Raw genomic sequence first — 15998 nt, forward strand, 5'->3', positions numbered from 1 at the left:
CCCGATTTGCATTGCATTGTTAGGAAGCAACACAAACCGGGCCATGGTAAGCGCTGTTCGCTTTTGAAACGCCATGTCAGTTTTGTTCACTATCCTGCATAGTCCAGTCATTTACGGTAACTGGGTAGAAACTTATGGGCCCTATTCCCAAGATTATATGAGGTTCGTGTTTTGATTTCATGTTTATCTTAACAACGGATGTTCATGATGTCAACGGATTTATCGAACAATCTATGAAGTCGTCGTTTTAATGTTCGTGTTTAGACTATTTTTCCTTCAAATACGATTTTTTTCCCAATCGGAATGATCTGAATCGACCCATTTTCCTTCTTTTCCTGAAAGATCGGCTCCTCCATTCGACGGACAGGCGAATAGCCTTCCTCTGCCATCTGGGACAACACTTGGTCGATCGTCATGTTGTCTTCCACGTAGAATTTCTTCTTCTTTGGTTTTGCGGTCATTCTTTAATTCTCCTTTTCTTCACAGCCTTCACCCAGAAGCCGCCGTGAATCGATTTGGGCTCATATGAGATGATAAACGCCTTTGAATCAAGCGTTTTAATCGTTTCATATAATTGCAGTTCATATTTTCTCGGTGTTAAAATTTGCATTGCTGACCGGTCTCCTTCAAGACCGCCTGCTGCCCAGGTGGTGACACCATATCCTTTTTCTCTCAATTGTCTTGGGAGATCGACATCTAATTCTTTTGTGATCACGTTAACAGTTGTGTAGCCAAGTGCCAGCTTCTCTTCAATTTTCATCCCGACAATGATCCCCATCCCATAACCTAGCGCATACGCAATGACATTTTGGATTTGATCTAAGTTATCAAGTACGATACTTAATCCAATCACATAAATAAGCATTTCAATCGTACCAGCAAATGCTGCTGCGTACCGTCTTCCTTTCATTGTTAAAATCAATCGCATGGTGGAGAAAGAGACATAGACAATATTAATGACTAAAATGATCAAAACCATGGTGAACGCATTGGATAAAAGTTGTTGAAGCACGATTCGAACCCCCTGCACTAAAAATCAAATAAAGCACCCCATATTCTACTAGAGAACATACCTTGATACAATCAAATTTGCGCGAGAAAAACACATATATCTTTCGACAACAAAGGTGGTCTTTGTTACCAAGAGTTTACCCGTTTTTTCCTCTTCTCAACATGAAAACCCCCTTTTTCAAAAAAGGAGGCTTTCAGTGTGTTTATCCAAATCGAACAGGCACAAGTGAAGGAATCAAATACTCTCCGACAATGCTCCAGAACAGTGCAATGATGACAAGCTCCACCAATAAAAAGACCCAGCCCGCATACATCAAATCTCCGCGCATCGCTTCATGGTCTGATTGAATCGAGCGAAAAAGCACGACCGCAATCAACTGGAGACCGAAAAACATCATCACAGATAAAATGACCGTCACATATGGAATATTCATCATGGCAAATACAAGCCAAAGGATGGATAAAACCAAAACTGGCACAAGGGCGGCACCAAACTTCATGATCACTTCTTTCAGTGATATGTTTCCTTTTAGCATGTACTTTCCGAGTAACCAGACGGTAAGCATCATCAATGTCAACAGGATGAGTGTAAAGACCGCTATCCTCAAAAAGGCGTCACCAAAAGAGTAATGAATGCCAAAGCCTAATAAACGGGTCTTTGACGCCTTTAATTGAACATAGTTGCCTAAAGCAAAAAATACGCTGAATAACACAATCGAAATCCAGGCGTACTTCATGCGTAATGTTTCCGCTTGGTTTATTGCTCGACTCGGTGATTTTAACATCGCAAGTCCATATGAGCCATAGCGCTTAAACGCGCCTCCTACACCTTGCAGTATACGCTGTATAGCTGAACGCTCATCATCCGCTGATTTTGAGGTTCTTCCTCGTTTTGCAGCGCTGCGGCTGAGGCGGGATTGCCTTGTTTCTTGATCTATTGATGACTCTTCGTTTTTCTTTTCAGATGTCCCCTGATCTTGATCTTTCTCTAACATCTCATATCAACTCCTATCCAATCCTTACAGGCTCAAGTAAATGATCTGTTCGGATGACTCCTCTTAAAGTAGCGGAGTCTCTCTATTCAGTCAAGATTCCTTGACGTTCATACGAATAGACGGATAAAAGGCAGCAGAGGTTTTAAAACGGACAGAAAATAAGACAAAACAAAAAAGCTGACGGCCTCCATCAGCTTTTTATCACGTTGCAATCCGTCATGAACGATAGTGGCTCCGCTTTCCTTGCTGGACCCGGAGATTCTCCTGATGAGCGGGGAACCGAGTCTTTTTGGTCGTATCGACCTGTGTAATATGTCCATTATGAATGGTGATGACCACTGATCCATAGTCGATCCCTTTTAAGGCAGATAAAATATAATTCAGCTTTTGTTCATCCATCGCTCATCCCCCTATTTTTGTTTTCGCTCTTTTAAATAGAGAACCTCATTTTCCAGCTCATGAATCGTATAATGCATGAGCGCTTCCTGCTTTTCTTCATGCCCCCATAAAAGGAGCTTTTGAATCAGCACCTGCTTTTTTCGTTCAATCACCTGTCGAAGCCAGCGTGACAAAAGACATCTCCTCCCCTTTTGAATGTCTGCAAGAAAAAAAGGCACCCTGAAACCTTCTATTAAAAAAGGAAATCAAAGCGCCTTTGGTGATCCAATCAGCGAATTATGTCTTTTTATCATAAACACATAATTCCTATAAGTCAACTATGTTTTGATTTTTTTAACAAAAAAACAGCAGCTTCCATGAGCTGCTGTTTCATGTTCAATTAATGATTTAAGAAAACAAAATATAGAATAAAGATGACAAACAATCCGTACATAATTGGATGCACTTCTTTCGCTTTCCCTTTAAAGATCATCGTAATCGGGTAGAAAATAAAGCCAACCGCGATCCCTGTTGCAATACTGTATGTCAGTGGCATCATAATCATCGTTAAGAAAGCTGGTACCGCAATTTCAAAACGATCCCATGCAATCTTCGCCAGCGGAGCGACCATCAGTGCACCGACAATGATTAAAGCAGGTGCTGTCACATTCTTTGTAACGATGGATAAAAGTGGTGAGAAGAACATCGCAAGCAAGAAGAAAATACCTGTGACGACAGCTGCAAAACCAGAACGCGCACCAGCAGCAACACCTGAGCTAGATTCAACATAAGATGTTGTTGTAGATGTACCAAGAATAGAACCTACAACAATAGAAGAAGAATCCGCCAGAAGCGCTCTTCCTGCACGAGGAAGCTCATTATTTTTCATTAAACCAGCCTGCGTTGCCACAGCCACAAGTGTACCAGCTGTATCAAAGAATCCAACGAATAGGAACGTTAAAATCACGACAAGCATTTGAATGGAGAAAATTTCTGGCAAGTGAATCAAGGCCTGACCAAAGGTTGGAGACAAGCTTGGAATACTTCCCACAATTTGAGATGGTACTGGCACAAGACCAAAAATCATCCCTGCAATAGCTGTCAAAAGCATCCCAATGAAGACACCTGCATTCACTCGAAGTACCATTAAAATGACCGTCACAACGATACCAAATACTGTCAACAGGACAGGACCGCTATGAATGTTCCCAATCGAAACGAGCGTATTATCATTATTGGCGATAATGCCAGAGCCTTGTAGACCAACAAACGTAATGAACAAACCAATACCTGCACCAACTGCCAGCTTCAGCTCAGCTGGAATGGCATTGATGATTTTTTCACGGAAACCTGTTAAAGAAAGAGCAACGAAAATCAATCCTGAAACAAACACACCTGAAAGTGCAGCTTCCCATTTGATGCCCATGCCAAGCACAACCGAAAAGGCGAAGAACGCATTCAGACCCATACCGGGTGCAATCGCAATCGGATACCTGGCGATCAACCCCATCAGAATACACCCTGCAGCAGAAGCTAACGCCGTCGCTGTAAAGACTGCCCCCTGATCAATTCGTAATTTATCTGGAAAATCCGGCACAGACACTAATGCAAGTGTGATCGGATTAACAAACAGAATGTAAGCCATCGACAAAAATGTGGTTAAACCACCGATGATCTCTCTGCGGTAATTCGTACCTAACTCATCAAACTGAAAAAACTGTTTCAAAGCCAACTGACTCCCTTCATGTCCTTTTGCTTTAGTCTGTCCCATTCACAAGTCAAATAAAAAACGCCCCAATAGTTTTGGGACGCTTGACTACAAGTGTGAATTCAGACTGTGACATAAAACAAGAACAATGCATGATTTATATCAAACGAGTGTGAATTGACGTAGTCAAGCCATTTACGGTAGCTTGGTAGAAACTTGCGGGCCATATCCCCGCGATTATACGACTTCTATCTATTTGATTTCTGTGTCTATTGTACCAACTTCATTTTTAAAACACAATACGAAAAGCGAACATTTTTCAAAGAAATGTCCGCTTCATTCGTCTTATTACACGAATTTGGAAATTCATATCTAGTTCTTTATACACCCTTCCCCAAATCCTTCTCTTTTGCAAAAACCGCTTCGGCTACATGGAAAAACTCTTTCACTGCCGGAGAAGCTTGGGAGAGAGACGGACAGGCGAGCGCAACCTCACGATGATGAGAGACATTCAACTGGCGAATATGCACAAGCTGCTGCGTTTTTAAAAATAACTCAGGGCCTATTGTGACACCAAGTCCTTCCCCGACCATACGGGCAATGGTCGTACAATCATGAACTTCAAATAAAACAGCTGGCTTCATTTGCGCCTCCGAAAAAATACCTTCTACATGTGATTGATACATGCCAGTCGGCATAATAAATGGTTCACCCGCCAAATCTGTTATATCTACAATGGGCTGCTGTTCATATCGATGATTTGGGTGATAGGCGACGACCATCTCATCTTTCATAAGCGGCAGTAAATCAAAGGCTTCATCCGCATGGCCTTTCACAACAAATCCAACATCAATGATGCCAGAATCCAGCCACTCCAATATTTCTTCATACGTTCCCTCATAGAATTTAAATTCGATTTTTGGATGTTTTTTCTGATAGCTCACAAGCAGCTTAGGCAATAAACAAGAAGAGGCACTGGCAAATGTGCCGATACGAATCATACCTGTTTCAATATTTTTCGTTAGCGCAATTTCCTGCTGGATCTTCTCCACTCTATTTAACACTTCTCTAATATGCGGGAGAAGGGTTTGACCGATGTCTGTCAGCATAATGCCCTTTTTTCGATCACGAATGAATAAAGACACACCCCACTCCGTTTCTAAACTCGCCACTGCATGACTCACGGCGGACTGCGTCATATTTAATGCTTCAGCTGCTGCGGTAAAACTGCCAAGCTCCACCACTTTGGCGATAATATCAAAGCGAACAAAGCTCATGAGTATTCACTCATCTCCTTCATGAAAAACATCAATTTTACTTATGTTAGCACGGAATTTAAACTAAATACAACGTATCAAAACGAAGGAAGGGTTCAAACATGAAAAACACATCACATCAGCTATTGATTATTCTTTTAGCTGTCGGTTCATTTGTCACAGGCACTTCAGAATTCGTCGTGTCAGGCATTCTAGATATCATTGCTGTTGATTTACACATCTCCATTCCTGCTGCCGGGCAGCTTATCACCGTTTACTCTCTCTTTTATGCAGTAGGCGCTCTCTTTTTAGTCATGGCAACATCAAAATTGAACCGAAAAAAGGTTCTGTTAGCGGCTATTGTTGTGTTTATTTTAGGCAATGTGGTCGCCTTTTTTAGCCATCACTTTGTGCTGCTCCTGCTATCCCGAGTCATCATGGCCATGAGCGGCGGTTTATATATTGTGGTCGCCACGAATTATGCAGCGCAGATCGCCCCGCCAGAAAAAAAGGGAAGTGCGATGGCAACGGTCATAACTGGTTTTACAGTTTCACTCGTACTTGGTGTCCCTATTGGCACATTTCTATCAGGTCATGTGGATTGGCACTATATTTTTCTCATCATTGCGCTAGGTACTGCTTGTCTCTTGATCCTGCTTTATCAATTACTGCCACGCATGGAGGGACATTCACATCTACCATTGAAGCAGCAATTACATCTCCTTCAAGATAGCAGAGTGATCAGCGGCTTAGCTACGACCGTCTTTTGGATCTTAGGCTACACAATGGTATTCGCTTATATCTCGCCTTTATTACGACAGACCGCTGGCTTCTCTCTTGAAATGACAAGTATCGCCTTACTCATTTTAGGAATCGCTGCTTTTATAGGCTCACGATTTGGCGGCTTCGCCGTTGATCAATGGGGGCCAAACCGAACCATCTCGATCAGCATCATGATCCAGATGTTCGCTCTCTTTGCCTTATTCTTTACGCAATTTTCTACAATTAGCGTCTTGATCACGCTTGCCATATGGGGCATCGCTACATGGACGACAACTCCAGCGAAGCAGTTTTACCTCATCGCTCTAAAACCCCAAGCATCAGAAACCGTGCTGAGTTTTAATACAGCGATTATGAATATCGGCATGATGCTCGGATCGTCAATTGGCGGTGTAATTATTCAATATACAAACGTAACAAATTTAAGCTGGATTGGCGGATTAGCCAGCTTTGTTGCGTTCATGTTGATTCGGTACTCGTTCCATCGTAATCGACTGGTCCAAAAGCAGACCAAAAGCGAACATGTATAACCATGTTCGCTCTTTTATTTATTGACTAGCGTTTGATGTTTCTTTTTTGACTGGAATGGTTACCTTTATCGCTTTCTGTGGCGCCAACATATTCAGTTCTGACAAATCAAGATAAAGCCCATATTCTTTAAAAGAAAAATGGTTTAATGATAAAGTCTCTAGATTCTTATCATCAAATTCAAAGGTGGATTGCATGGAAGCTGTCTTTAAATTCGTCATCTCCGCATGGTTCCCCTTCAAATAATATCCGCTTTCATAGTCTGCTTGTGGATCGGGCCATGATTTCATCTTTTCAACATCGCCTAATCCAATGAATTCACCTATATTCTCCATCACATCCTGATCTAATTCTTTTTGATCTACTCCAGTAAATTGATAATCAACAATCACAGAACGGTCTTTTTGCTCTATCTTATTGATTTTGATTCCGATGCCATGGTGTTTTGTTTTGAACTGAACAGGCAGCTTTGTCTGAAGAGGAATAATGTGGCTGTATTCTCGTTCGTTTCTCACATCCGTGTAAAATGTCAATTCAGTCGCCTTTGGATTAATCGGTTGATTCAAAATCGTCAAATGATCTTTTCTAGTTTTGTCAGAAGTCAGTTGTTTTTTTCTTAAAACGGTTCCAATCTCAAGCTCATACTCATTCCCTAAATTATCTTTCATTCCATCTATACTGACTTTATCATCTTTGGCAAAACCATTGTAATCAATGGCATATTGAATAGCAGAGCCATTCACTCCATTTTCTACCTTTACGTTTCTTATTTGATAACGTCCATTTAAAATAGACACGTCTTTTTGTCCCGCTAATAAAGTGGTTTTTTGCTTGACCACAGGTAACTTGAAGCGCCAATTTCCTACAATATCCCCAATCTTCGAAATAACAAGCGGTACTTGTTGACCTTGTTTGATCGTTTGTCCATTTGTATAGACTTCCGTCTGCCCAACATAGCGGCCATCTTTTAATTTTTTTAACTCTGTTTTATCAAAATTCAGTTGAAAGTTTCCATCGATTTTTTCTGGATTCACTCTAAACGATACAAAATCTTCTTTTGTATGGAAATTCTCCACAGTAAACGTATAAACAAGCCGCCCGGCATCATAGTACACACTGTTTACTTTCACAGTAACCCCTCTTGATTCAGCCCCCTCATTGACATGCTTCACCAAATCACTCTGAAAAAGAGACATTCCTACTTTATCGTGAAACATCATATAAAACTGTCCAATAATCGGGACACGTGCCATCGCTGTATTAAGAGAAGGAAAAAGGAAGCCTGATGAAAAATAAAGAACGATCAGTAAGATGACAGAGTATATTGGCGTTCTCCAATTCCATGTGAACCAACGTCTTTTCTTTTCCGCTTTCACATCTCCTATTGCTTGGCGAACCGCAGAAGTTACTTCTACCATTGGTACTTCAATCTCATCATAAAGCTTTTTCATTTCTTTTCGTTTCATCGACACTCTCCTCCTTTTCCAATGTTTGCTTTAATAACTTTCTTGCGCGATACAAATGAGTTTTGACCGTTCCTTCAGGCATACCCATCTGCTGAGAAATCATCGAAATCGAATAATCTTGAAAATAAAATAGCTGAATCACAATCTGGTATTGCTCGTCTAACACATCAAGTGCATGTTTTAAATCTAGCTTGTCTTCCAAAAAATCATTCCGCTCAACGCTTTCGTGCTGCTGATCAAACGGAACAACATCTTGCTGCTTTTTCTTCATCGCAAAAATTGTATGAATCAAAATCCGAGTCAGCCAGCTAGAAAAATAAGCTGGTTCTTTCAAGCCAGATAGATGCTTAAACGCTTTAAATACCGTCTCCTGAACAGCATCTAACGAATCCTCTTTATTTCTTGTGTAGAGAAAAGCCGTTTTATATAAACGCTCCTGATACATCAGCATTAATTTCTCAAATGCCGGGACATTCCCTTTTTGTGCTTTTTTAATTAGACGCACTTGCTTCATCTCACTCACACCTCCTACACCTGTTAGAGCAGGCTTTCTCTCAAACGGTTTCAACAAATGGACATTTCTTTTACTTAGCATATGTCGGACAAAAATAGAAAAAGTGAAGAATGGAGTCGAAAGAACAAATTGAATATTTGATATAATGGAAGAAATATCTACAAAAAGGAGTATGTCGATTGTTTCGATTCGAAGAACCTACGTGTGCTAGCTGTAAGAAAAAGATAGAAGGAAACGAAGAAGTGTACGTCAAGCTGGTCTATCCAAAGAGACGAGGGATGACAGAGGTGAAGGCTTGGCTGAGGAATGAAGGGGTTTTTTATTGTAAGGCATGTTATGAAAAAACAACATAAAAACGAGCATTTCAATAGAATGCTCGTTTTTACTTTCTACTATTTCACTCCCGTTTACTACGAAGTTCAATGAGTGCTAGTGTATTGTTATTGAAAAAGAACTCCAAAATGATACCGTTTGATTGATCTTGATATTGTATACCTTTGCTATATCCTTCGACAAACCAGAGCTTCTTGAATTGATCTCCATATGTTTGTATCACAGATGAATAATCTTCTCCAATTTTAACTCCCTTAGATGTTTGAAGGTTTTTTTGTTTTGACTGATTGTAAATAGATATAACTCGATGATGTTGATCAACTGATACTAAAAAATCTTGATTTTCTTTTTCCATATAGACCGTCTGTTTAGGATGAGAGAATTGAGTATTCTCCACAAAATTATGATCTCCCTTGAATGTTTGACCGATCTTAAAATGACCTATCGATTCATCTGTTAAAGTGATAGAGTGAAAATTAAAAAACATTGATATCCAAACAACTAGTACGGTTCCTCCTAAAACAGAACCTACTATCACTAAAACTTTAGAACGAATGATTCCCTTTTTAAATAAATAAATCACTAAAGATACGGTGATCATCATGATACAAATCATGATCAAAAAAATGCCCATTCCTCTTATCCTCTTTTTCTTTTGTATAATTCGAATGTAAATGATTCCCTCGATATAAATTCATATTATATCAGAGCATTCCACAAATTGTACCAATACAGGTATAATTTAAATAAAATAAACAATAGGAGATACATATGACTAGACATAAGCTGATATTTCCACAAACATTTCCAACGATACATACCGAAAGATTGATCTTAAAAAAAGCAACGATCGAAGATGCTGAGGATATGCACATCTATTTATCCAATGAAACCGTGTGCCGATACATGGGTATTGATGCTCATGAAACCCTCGAAGACACAAAAGGAGAAATCAAGTGGTATGACAATATCTTCAAAGAACAAACTGGCCTCCGGTGGGGCATTTCTCTAAAAGACAATCCAGCCATTATCGGCAGCTGCGGCTTTCTCAATCTAGAAAAACAGCACTGCCGAACGGAAATTGGCTATGAATTGCATCAGGATCATTGGAGAAAAGGCATCATGAGTGAGGCAATTGCTGCGGTGTTACGATATGGGTTTCAGGAAATGAACCTGAATCGGATTGAAGCGATTATTGATCCTGAAAATACATCTTCTATAAAATTAGTTGAAATGCTCTATTTTGTAAAAGAGGGGTTATTAAGAGAGTACGAGCTAGGTCAAAAGGGGTTTGTTAATGTGTGTATGTATTCTATTCTAAAAATGGAATTCAACAGATTATAACAGATGAAGAATAAGGAAAAATCCCTCTATTAAAAAAACTAATAGCGGGATTCAGAGTTAGCATAACGTATTTCTCGTTTTTCTAATAAATATTTATCCATTTCGAATATCTTTCATAATACCTGTTGTCATATGTATAATTGTAATTGCCCCAAAAAAAATGGTAAACAGATTATACCAAGGAGTTTCATAAAAGGTAAAATACCTTTGATATAAATCTAAATTCACAATATTTTCAATAAACGTACCATTGATCCCCCTCATGTTAGGACCAATTCCGGTTCTCTCTACAAACATAATGTATAGCTGTGATGCAATAAAAGCTAAAAAGGTGTGAAACCAACTGCGTTTGATCAAAGAACGCTGACTGTTTTTTTTGTCCACATCTTCACACTCCCTTCTGTATGACTGACTAGTAAGAATGTATCTTTAATCTTTCTTTTTAGCTCACTTCTTTTACTTACAATAAAATTTCTTACATTTGGACAAATCATCATAATGGGCTAATTTTCAAATTTTCCTTTTTCAAAAAACTCACAAAGAAATTAGATTGCGTTACGATGCATGATTATCACAATGGTTACTCAGGAGTGAAATGAAAGTAGTGGGAATTACTGTGATTGTTGTTATTGTTGGTCCTATTTCTGGTTGCTCTTCATTGTTAAGTTGTTGTAATTCTAATACCTTTTTCATTATTATTCCTCCAAATTTTATTGATGAATAAATTCACCAGTTTTTATTCATGATTATTTTATCCATTTTAAAATTCTTTACGTTTAACAAGCGAACACGAGATTAGATATGAAATGATTAAAAAGAAAACTGATAACCCAAAAAACACGACTGAAAATATCATGTCAGCAATTCTATTCGGTTCTAGTACAAGCTTAGCCACAAAAGCTAACGAGAAAAACACACCAAAAGAAAAACCCAAACTATATATGGTTATCGAATCAGATTTTTCAATTCCTAATTTATATGTCAAAGGATATAGCATAGCACCCACACATATAATTAATCCTAATCCTCTCAATATTTGGTTGTAATATTCAAAGGTTAATGTAGGAAATAATAAAAGATCAATTGAAAAAAATAAACCAAAACTTAAAAGAAAACTTAAAGTTATTAAAATTAAAAATGTAATGTACTTAGCCTTAACTAAATTTGTTCTTTTAACCGGTAACGTAAATGAAAATTTGTCCCAACCAGATTTCACATCATATTTTAGTATTTCAAATGATTTTACAGGAATAATTAAAAAGGGTAACAAGACAGCTACTTTAAATACAATATCACTTTTTGTAAATAAAAGGAATAACATACATAATGTAGAGAGGATGATGGCGGTTTTAATTCCTTTTTGTATAATGTAAATATCGTTTAAAATTAACCCTTTCATATTCTTTTTCCTCTTAATAACATTAATGTTATTTCATTAAGTGAGGAATTTTTCCGAAAAAAGCGATCAGGAATTACTTTATCATTTGATACAAGTACTTCTATCAAATCTTTGTTTTTATAAGTATAGGCAAGTGCTATCTCTTTAACCATTTCTAAGTCCTTTGATTTACATTCTAAAATAGAATAGTCATCAAGAAGTTTGCTTTTACTAATATCTAATAGAATTTCACCGGACTTTATAAATATAAGATGATCAGCGATTAACTCTATATCACTAATAATGTGCGAAGATAGCAAAATTGAACATTCATTATTCTTTACGTAATCCTTTAAGATAGTCAAAACTTCATCTCTACTAACAGGATCTAGTCCGGAGGTTGCTTCATCTAGTAATAACAACTTTGCATTATGGGAAAGTGCTACAGAAATAGACAACTTCATAGACATTCCTCGCGAGAGTTTACCTACTAATCCATTCTTAGGTAATGAAAATAAATCTATATACTTAAAAAACTTTTCATTATCCCATTGGCGATAGATGTTGGATAATACCTTTGATAATTGAGTAATACTTATGTTTTCTGAAAAATTATTATTATCAAAAACAACACCTATGTTCTCTTTTATCGAAATATCATTATGCGGTTCTACTTTATCAAAGATTTTAATCGTTCCATTTTGTTTTTTTAATGAGCTTAATATCGTCCCAAAAGTTGAGGTTTTGCCGGCACCATTTTCCCCAATAAAGCCAACAATTGAAGACTTAGGAATCTTAAATGATATATCTCTTAATTGAAAATCGGAATGAGAGTACTTTTTTGAAACCTTTTGAACTTCTAATACGTATTCCACTCTATTCACCTTTCTTAATAAACAGGAAAAGGATTTACTATCCTTTTCCTAGTTTTTCAGATTGACTTCAATTATAATTGACATTTCAAATTTTTTACATGTGAAATTCGAACTTATTTTTTTGCTTTTTTTAGCAATTGTTACTAACTGTTGAACTTCCCACTAATGTGGTAAAAATCGTATACCATCTTTCAGGCTCTACTTCAGAATTCTCTGTTAATTGTTGTAATTTCAATACATCTTTCATTATTATCCCTCTTTTCATTATGAGTAAATTTTTTAGCAGTTATTGCTAATGGTTGAGCTCCCCACTAATGTGGTGAAAATCGTATACCACGCCTCTGGACTTACTTCAGAATCTTCATTTAATTGCTGGAGTTTTAAAACTTCATTCATAACTATCCCCCACATTTAGAAATTATTTTATTACCGATATTATTTGCAGTTATTGCTAACCGTTGAACTTCCCACTAATGTTGTGAAAATCGTATACCATCTCTCTGGTTCTACTTCAGAACCTTCTGTTAATTGTTGAAGTTTTAAAACATCTTTCATCCTTTCTCACCTCCTTTCAAGGATAATATAGACTTTATAGTTCAACTAGATATTATCAATTAACAGTGATTACTAATTGTTGATAATGTGACTGAAATGGTTGTAATAGTGAACCACACTTCCTCATTTTTCGTTTCGGTATTCTCTGTTAATTGTTGAAGTTTTAAAACATCTTTCATATTTTCACCCCTCCATAAATCAAATTGTTTAGTTTAAATCTCAAAGTCACTTAAAATAAATCAAATGAGTTTTTTCACGTCACTTTCAAATAAATTCCCTCTAGTTTTCTCTAAAAATTGATCAACATGAATAATCGGCAACCAATACATAGGGTTTGAATATTGAAGTGATTTTATGCCCAATATGATTCCTGCACTTCCAGAATAAAAATCATCTGATAAGCGATAACAAAAATTTCCCGGAAACAAAATTTGATCATCTTTATATATAAGAAATAATTCTAATTTTCTCTTTACCAGATCTATTTCATCTGATAACATTTGTTTATTTTTAATCATTGATGGAATTAAAAGAAAACTGCCCACTCCATCGAAAAGTCCTCCACTAAATGCACATCTAACTTTATTTAAATTAATGATTTTCTCCATCTCTAATTCAAATAGATCGCTTGAATTTATATAGTTCAAGTACCAAATAGCAACTCCAATTCCTATGGAACCTCCTGATAAATAAGGTAGCAATCGATGATTATCATCAAATGTTTGCAAAGTGTTTGTGCTAGAATCCACTTTACACCTTTTCAGGTCTCTATTTATATATTCGAGCGATTTTAGATAGTAGTCTCTTTTCTTAGTAATTGAGAACAAAGCTGTATAAAATAAAGATATTCCTGACCACCCATCAATTAATCCAATAGGAACACCCGTCCAATCTGTCGATGTCAATTTAATTTCTTCCCTTACTTTGTTTTCAATAATATTTGCTATCTCTTCACAAATAACTAAGTATTCTGATTTATTTTCTTCTAAATACAAACTGATTAATGATAATCCTATTCCAGGCAAACCTGATCTTAATGACATATCATTCAAACTAGAGTATTCAATTTTTCTGAATAACTTTTTTGCCTCCTCTTTGTAACCTAGTTCATATAAAATGACTCCAATACCTGCTTTTCCTGTAAACAATCCATCCTCTTCAAAATGATTCAAGTTTTTAATTAAAACATTGGAAACCCATTCAATCACTTGTGTATTTAAACTTCCAGATCTAGATAAAGCTAAAATTGATCCTGTTCCACCTGTAAGTATATTAAATTTTCCGTCTGGGTTAACAAACTGTCTAACATCCCCATGAACCAAAGAACTATCAAGCAAAAGATTGTTTTCTATTCCATTTCTCAGACCACTAATAATTGTTGAAATATCATTCTTTTTTGTCATTTCCGTGCGAATATTCTGTTGAAATGTTTGCTCTTTAGTTTCTGATAGTTCTTCATCACATTCTTTTTCTATATTCAAAACAAATTCATAAACCTCTTTTCCGAATTCACGTTCTATCCAATTTCTATGTGTATTTTTAATACTCGGTTCTAAGTCCGTAACAGGGCCAATAGGTAAAATGCAAAAGTGCAAAATTTTCTTGATAGCATACCAATCTCGTTCTTTATGATTTTTATTCTTCACATGAGTAAAACCGATTGTTTGCAAAGTACTTTTTTCTTCAAGTTTTGCACTAGCTGCTGACTCAAAGTCAATAATTTTCACATCCAAATCAGGTGTAATCATTATATTTAACGGCTGTAAGTCTCCCATGCCAATATCTCTTTCATGCATTTGTTTAACTGTGGTGATTAACTTATTTAAAATGATTTTTACTTTCCTGATATATGCATCTTTATCGTTTTCCAAGTTGAATGGATAGTTTACTGCACACCAAGATTGTAAAGTTAAACCTTCTATAAATTCTTCAACAAGAAACACATGCTTCCATGTTTTAAAATAATCAACAACATTCACTACTCCACTAATATCTGCAAGCTTAGTCAGAGCATCATATTCAATGTTCAAACGATCAATAGCATCATTATATTCTCCATCCAGACCTACCTTTGGTCTTCCTTCTTTAATGACCACACTTTTTTGATCCAATTTCCTTATACCTGTGTATATCCCACCTCCATTATTAAATCTAAGAACGCCTTGAAAGTCATAACCATTAAATTTCTCACTTTCTTCATTTTCATGGGAAATATTTATTGAATCTAAATATTGATCTAACTCCTTTACAAATTCGGGAACTTTATAATATGGTTGTCTGTTATCTAGAATGAGATTTCCCTGTTCATCCTTTATACAAAGTTCACCTTTTTCGTTATAAATATTTTTGAAAGCCCCATATCTATAATATATGTTGCTATCTTTCCATGATTTATCATTAAGAATATATGGGCCATTCTCGTACCCTCGTAACTCTTCATACAAATCGTTGAGCAATTGTAAAAACTCTTTATCTGTTGGGGGGTATATCGCTATAAACTTTCCCGAAGAGATTCTATTTCCATGCTTTGAATTTAAATTGAATAACGTCTGCTTGTCCTTAATATGCTTAAAAGCAACTTTTCTCTTAAACAATAATTTGCTTACCACTTTTAAAATATCTTGTGCATCATTTATTGTCGCACTTATATGTATTTTCCATCCTTGTTCTTTTATACTAATGCTAGGGTTAGAATAATAAATCCATGGTGAATTCTCTTCTATTGTTATCTTGTAACCTTTAGGTAAGTTATCAATCTCGTAAGGTCTGCTTGGAATTAAAGATTTTTTCTCTACATAATAATTAGAATCATCACTCATGTGCTGAAAATAAACAAATTTCTTATCCATCTTAATGTTCTCCTTACTCAATTATGTC

General features: G+C 36.5%; 22 protein-coding genes and 2 riboswitches. Of the genes, 3 read left to right on the top strand and 19 right to left on the bottom strand.

What is annotated here, in order from left to right; translation table 11 throughout:
- Positions 1-79 precede the first annotated feature (79 nt).
- Positions 80-181: riboswitch (purine riboswitch) on the bottom strand.
- Positions 182-260: 79 nt separating this feature from the next.
- The 7 genes from C6W21_RS17725 to C6W21_RS17750 all read right to left on the bottom strand — a co-directional run bounded on the left by C6W21_RS17725 (position 261) and on the right by C6W21_RS17750 (position 5369).
- The gene (locus C6W21_RS17725) at positions 261-461 is read right to left on the bottom strand and encodes an NETI motif-containing protein (RefSeq protein WP_099727399.1); all 201 of its coding nucleotides are present in this window, start codon (positions 459-461) and stop codon (positions 261-263) included.
- Positions 458-1012 (bottom strand): DUF2179 domain-containing protein, encoded by a 555-nt coding sequence (locus tag C6W21_RS17730; RefSeq protein WP_003214176.1) that lies wholly within the window; start codon positions 1010-1012, stop codon positions 458-460. Before C6W21_RS17730 ends, C6W21_RS17725 begins: the two co-directional genes overlap by 4 nt.
- Before the next feature lie 202 nt (positions 1013-1214).
- A complete protein-coding gene (locus C6W21_RS17735; protein ID WP_106056803.1) occupies positions 1215-2006 on the bottom strand; it encodes a hypothetical protein in 792 nt (263 codons plus the stop codon).
- 216 nt (positions 2007-2222) lie between these two features.
- Entirely contained in the window at positions 2223-2405 is a 183-nt protein-coding gene (locus C6W21_RS17740) for a YezD family protein (protein WP_034282845.1), read from the bottom strand.
- 11 nt (positions 2406-2416) lie between these two features.
- Positions 2417-2578, bottom strand: coding sequence for a hypothetical protein (locus C6W21_RS19105; RefSeq protein ID WP_166644707.1), 162 nt, complete (start codon positions 2576-2578; stop codon positions 2417-2419).
- A gap of 206 nt (positions 2579-2784) precedes the next feature.
- The gene (locus tag C6W21_RS17745; protein WP_106056805.1) at positions 2785-4110 is read right to left on the bottom strand and encodes an NCS2 family permease; all 1326 of its coding nucleotides are present in this window, start codon (positions 4108-4110) and stop codon (positions 2785-2787) included.
- 145 nt (positions 4111-4255) lie between these two features.
- Positions 4256-4357, bottom strand: a riboswitch (purine riboswitch).
- Between the two features lie 115 nt (positions 4358-4472).
- Complete coding sequence (locus C6W21_RS17750; RefSeq protein WP_106056807.1) at positions 4473-5369, bottom strand: LysR family transcriptional regulator; 897 nt, start codon at positions 5367-5369, stop codon at positions 4473-4475.
- A gap of 101 nt (positions 5370-5470) precedes the next feature.
- Between C6W21_RS17750 and C6W21_RS17755 the strand changes: the two genes are divergently transcribed.
- Complete coding sequence (locus tag C6W21_RS17755) at positions 5471-6658, top strand: MFS transporter (RefSeq protein WP_106051987.1); 1188 nt, start codon at positions 5471-5473, stop codon at positions 6656-6658.
- An 18-nt stretch (positions 6659-6676) separates the two neighbouring features.
- Here the strand turns inward: C6W21_RS17755 and C6W21_RS17760 are convergent, their stop codons facing one another.
- On the bottom strand, positions 6677-8122 hold the full coding sequence (locus C6W21_RS17760; RefSeq protein WP_106051989.1) for a DUF4179 domain-containing protein: 1446 nt from the start codon (positions 8120-8122) through the stop codon (positions 6677-6679).
- Entirely contained in the window at positions 8091-8636 is a 546-nt protein-coding gene (locus C6W21_RS17765; protein WP_106051991.1) for a sigma-70 family RNA polymerase sigma factor, read from the bottom strand. The genes C6W21_RS17760 and C6W21_RS17765 overlap by 32 nt, the downstream gene beginning before the upstream one ends.
- A gap of 179 nt (positions 8637-8815) precedes the next feature.
- Between C6W21_RS17765 and C6W21_RS17770 the strand changes: the two genes are divergently transcribed.
- Positions 8816-8989: a Fe3+ hydroxamate ABC transporter substrate-binding protein gene (locus C6W21_RS17770; RefSeq protein ID WP_106051993.1), complete on the top strand. Its 174-nt coding sequence runs from the start codon at positions 8816-8818 to the stop codon at positions 8987-8989.
- Between the two features lie 44 nt (positions 8990-9033).
- Here C6W21_RS17770 and C6W21_RS17775 read toward each other — a convergent pair whose 3' ends face one another.
- Complete coding sequence (locus C6W21_RS17775; RefSeq protein WP_106051995.1) at positions 9034-9603, bottom strand: hypothetical protein; 570 nt, start codon at positions 9601-9603, stop codon at positions 9034-9036.
- 137 nt (positions 9604-9740) lie between these two features.
- On the opposite strand from C6W21_RS17775, the gene C6W21_RS17780 reads away from it, so the two are divergent.
- The gene (locus tag C6W21_RS17780) at positions 9741-10313 is read left to right on the top strand and encodes a GNAT family N-acetyltransferase (protein ID WP_106051997.1); all 573 of its coding nucleotides are present in this window, start codon (positions 9741-9743) and stop codon (positions 10311-10313) included.
- Between the two features lie 93 nt (positions 10314-10406).
- On the opposite strand, the gene C6W21_RS17785 is transcribed toward C6W21_RS17780, so the two are convergent.
- From C6W21_RS17785 to lanKC, 9 genes are all read right to left on the bottom strand, one after another.
- On the bottom strand, positions 10407-10697 hold the full coding sequence (locus tag C6W21_RS17785; protein ID WP_106051999.1) for a YfzA family protein: 291 nt from the start codon (positions 10695-10697) through the stop codon (positions 10407-10409).
- Positions 10698-10868: 171 nt separating this feature from the next.
- A complete protein-coding gene (locus tag C6W21_RS19535; protein ID WP_181286159.1) occupies positions 10869-11006 on the bottom strand; it encodes a class III lanthipeptide in 138 nt (45 codons plus the stop codon).
- 67 nt (positions 11007-11073) lie between these two features.
- A complete protein-coding gene (locus C6W21_RS17790) occupies positions 11074-11712 on the bottom strand; it encodes an ABC-2 transporter permease (RefSeq protein WP_106052002.1) in 639 nt (212 codons plus the stop codon).
- Positions 11709-12566, bottom strand: coding sequence for an ABC transporter ATP-binding protein (locus C6W21_RS17795; RefSeq protein ID WP_106029992.1), 858 nt, complete (start codon positions 12564-12566; stop codon positions 11709-11711). Before C6W21_RS17795 ends, C6W21_RS17790 begins: the two co-directional genes overlap by 4 nt.
- A gap of 130 nt (positions 12567-12696) precedes the next feature.
- A complete protein-coding gene (locus C6W21_RS19115; RefSeq protein ID WP_317615088.1) occupies positions 12697-12831 on the bottom strand; it encodes a class III lanthipeptide in 135 nt (44 codons plus the stop codon).
- A 14-nt stretch (positions 12832-12845) separates the two neighbouring features.
- The gene (locus C6W21_RS19120) at positions 12846-12962 is read right to left on the bottom strand and encodes a class III lanthipeptide (RefSeq protein ID WP_189282668.1); all 117 of its coding nucleotides are present in this window, start codon (positions 12960-12962) and stop codon (positions 12846-12848) included.
- A 39-nt stretch (positions 12963-13001) separates the two neighbouring features.
- Positions 13002-13121 carry a class III lanthipeptide gene (locus C6W21_RS19125; RefSeq protein WP_189282669.1) on the bottom strand — a complete coding sequence of 40 codons (120 nt, stop codon included), beginning with the start codon at positions 13119-13121 and terminating at the stop codon, positions 13002-13004.
- A gap of 59 nt (positions 13122-13180) precedes the next feature.
- Entirely contained in the window at positions 13181-13300 is a 120-nt protein-coding gene (locus C6W21_RS19540) for a class III lanthipeptide (RefSeq protein ID WP_189282670.1), read from the bottom strand.
- A 60-nt stretch (positions 13301-13360) separates the two neighbouring features.
- Positions 13361-15970 carry a class III lanthionine synthetase LanKC gene (gene lanKC / locus C6W21_RS17800; RefSeq protein ID WP_106052005.1) on the bottom strand — a complete coding sequence of 870 codons (2610 nt, stop codon included), beginning with the start codon at positions 15968-15970 and terminating at the stop codon, positions 13361-13363.
- Positions 15971-15998 lie beyond the last annotated feature (28 nt).

It is taken from the genome of Bacillus sp. NMCN1, from assembly GCF_002998085.1.
Classification (GTDB): domain Bacteria; phylum Bacillota; class Bacilli; order Bacillales; family Bacillaceae; genus Bacillus.

Excerpts from the sequence above, each read along its gene's own strand:
- C6W21_RS17760 (WP_106051989.1), bottom strand. The coding sequence starts at position 8,122 with ATGAAACGAAAAGAAATGAAAAAGCTTTATGATGAGATTGAAGTACCA.
- C6W21_RS17735 (WP_106056803.1), bottom strand. The coding sequence starts at position 2,006 with ATGTTAGAGAAAGATCAAGATCAGGGGACATCTGAAAAGAAAAACGAA.
- C6W21_RS17740 (WP_034282845.1), bottom strand. The coding sequence starts at position 2,405 with ATGGATGAACAAAAGCTGAATTATATTTTATCTGCCTTAAAAGGGATC.
- C6W21_RS17790 (WP_106052002.1), bottom strand. The coding sequence starts at position 11,712 with ATGAAAGGGTTAATTTTAAACGATATTTACATTATACAAAAAGGAATT.
- C6W21_RS19125 (WP_189282669.1), bottom strand. The coding sequence starts at position 13,121 with ATGAAAGATGTTTTAAAACTTCAACAATTAACAGAAGGTTCTGAAGTA.
- lanKC (WP_106052005.1), bottom strand. The coding sequence starts at position 15,970 with ATGGATAAGAAATTTGTTTATTTTCAGCACATGAGTGATGATTCTAAT.
- C6W21_RS17755 (WP_106051987.1), top strand. The coding sequence starts at position 5,471 with ATGAAAAACACATCACATCAGCTATTGATTATTCTTTTAGCTGTCGGT.
- C6W21_RS17780 (WP_106051997.1), top strand. The coding sequence starts at position 9,741 with ATGACTAGACATAAGCTGATATTTCCACAAACATTTCCAACGATACAT.
- C6W21_RS19540 (WP_189282670.1), bottom strand. The coding sequence starts at position 13,300 with ATGAAAGATGTTTTAAAACTTCAACAATTAACAGAGAATACCGAAACG.
- C6W21_RS17750 (WP_106056807.1), bottom strand. The coding sequence starts at position 5,369 with ATGAGCTTTGTTCGCTTTGATATTATCGCCAAAGTGGTGGAGCTTGGC.
- C6W21_RS17775 (WP_106051995.1), bottom strand. The coding sequence starts at position 9,603 with ATGGGCATTTTTTTGATCATGATTTGTATCATGATGATCACCGTATCT.
- C6W21_RS17765 (WP_106051991.1), bottom strand. The coding sequence starts at position 8,636 with ATGAAGCAAGTGCGTCTAATTAAAAAAGCACAAAAAGGGAATGTCCCG.
- C6W21_RS19535 (WP_181286159.1), bottom strand. The coding sequence starts at position 11,006 with ATGAAAAAGGTATTAGAATTACAACAACTTAACAATGAAGAGCAACCA.
- C6W21_RS19115 (WP_317615088.1), bottom strand. The coding sequence starts at position 12,831 with ATGAAAAGAGGGATAATAATGAAAGATGTATTGAAATTACAACAATTA.
- C6W21_RS17725 (WP_099727399.1), bottom strand. The coding sequence starts at position 461 with ATGACCGCAAAACCAAAGAAGAAGAAATTCTACGTGGAAGACAACATG.
- C6W21_RS19120 (WP_189282668.1), bottom strand. The coding sequence starts at position 12,962 with ATGAATGAAGTTTTAAAACTCCAGCAATTAAATGAAGATTCTGAAGTA.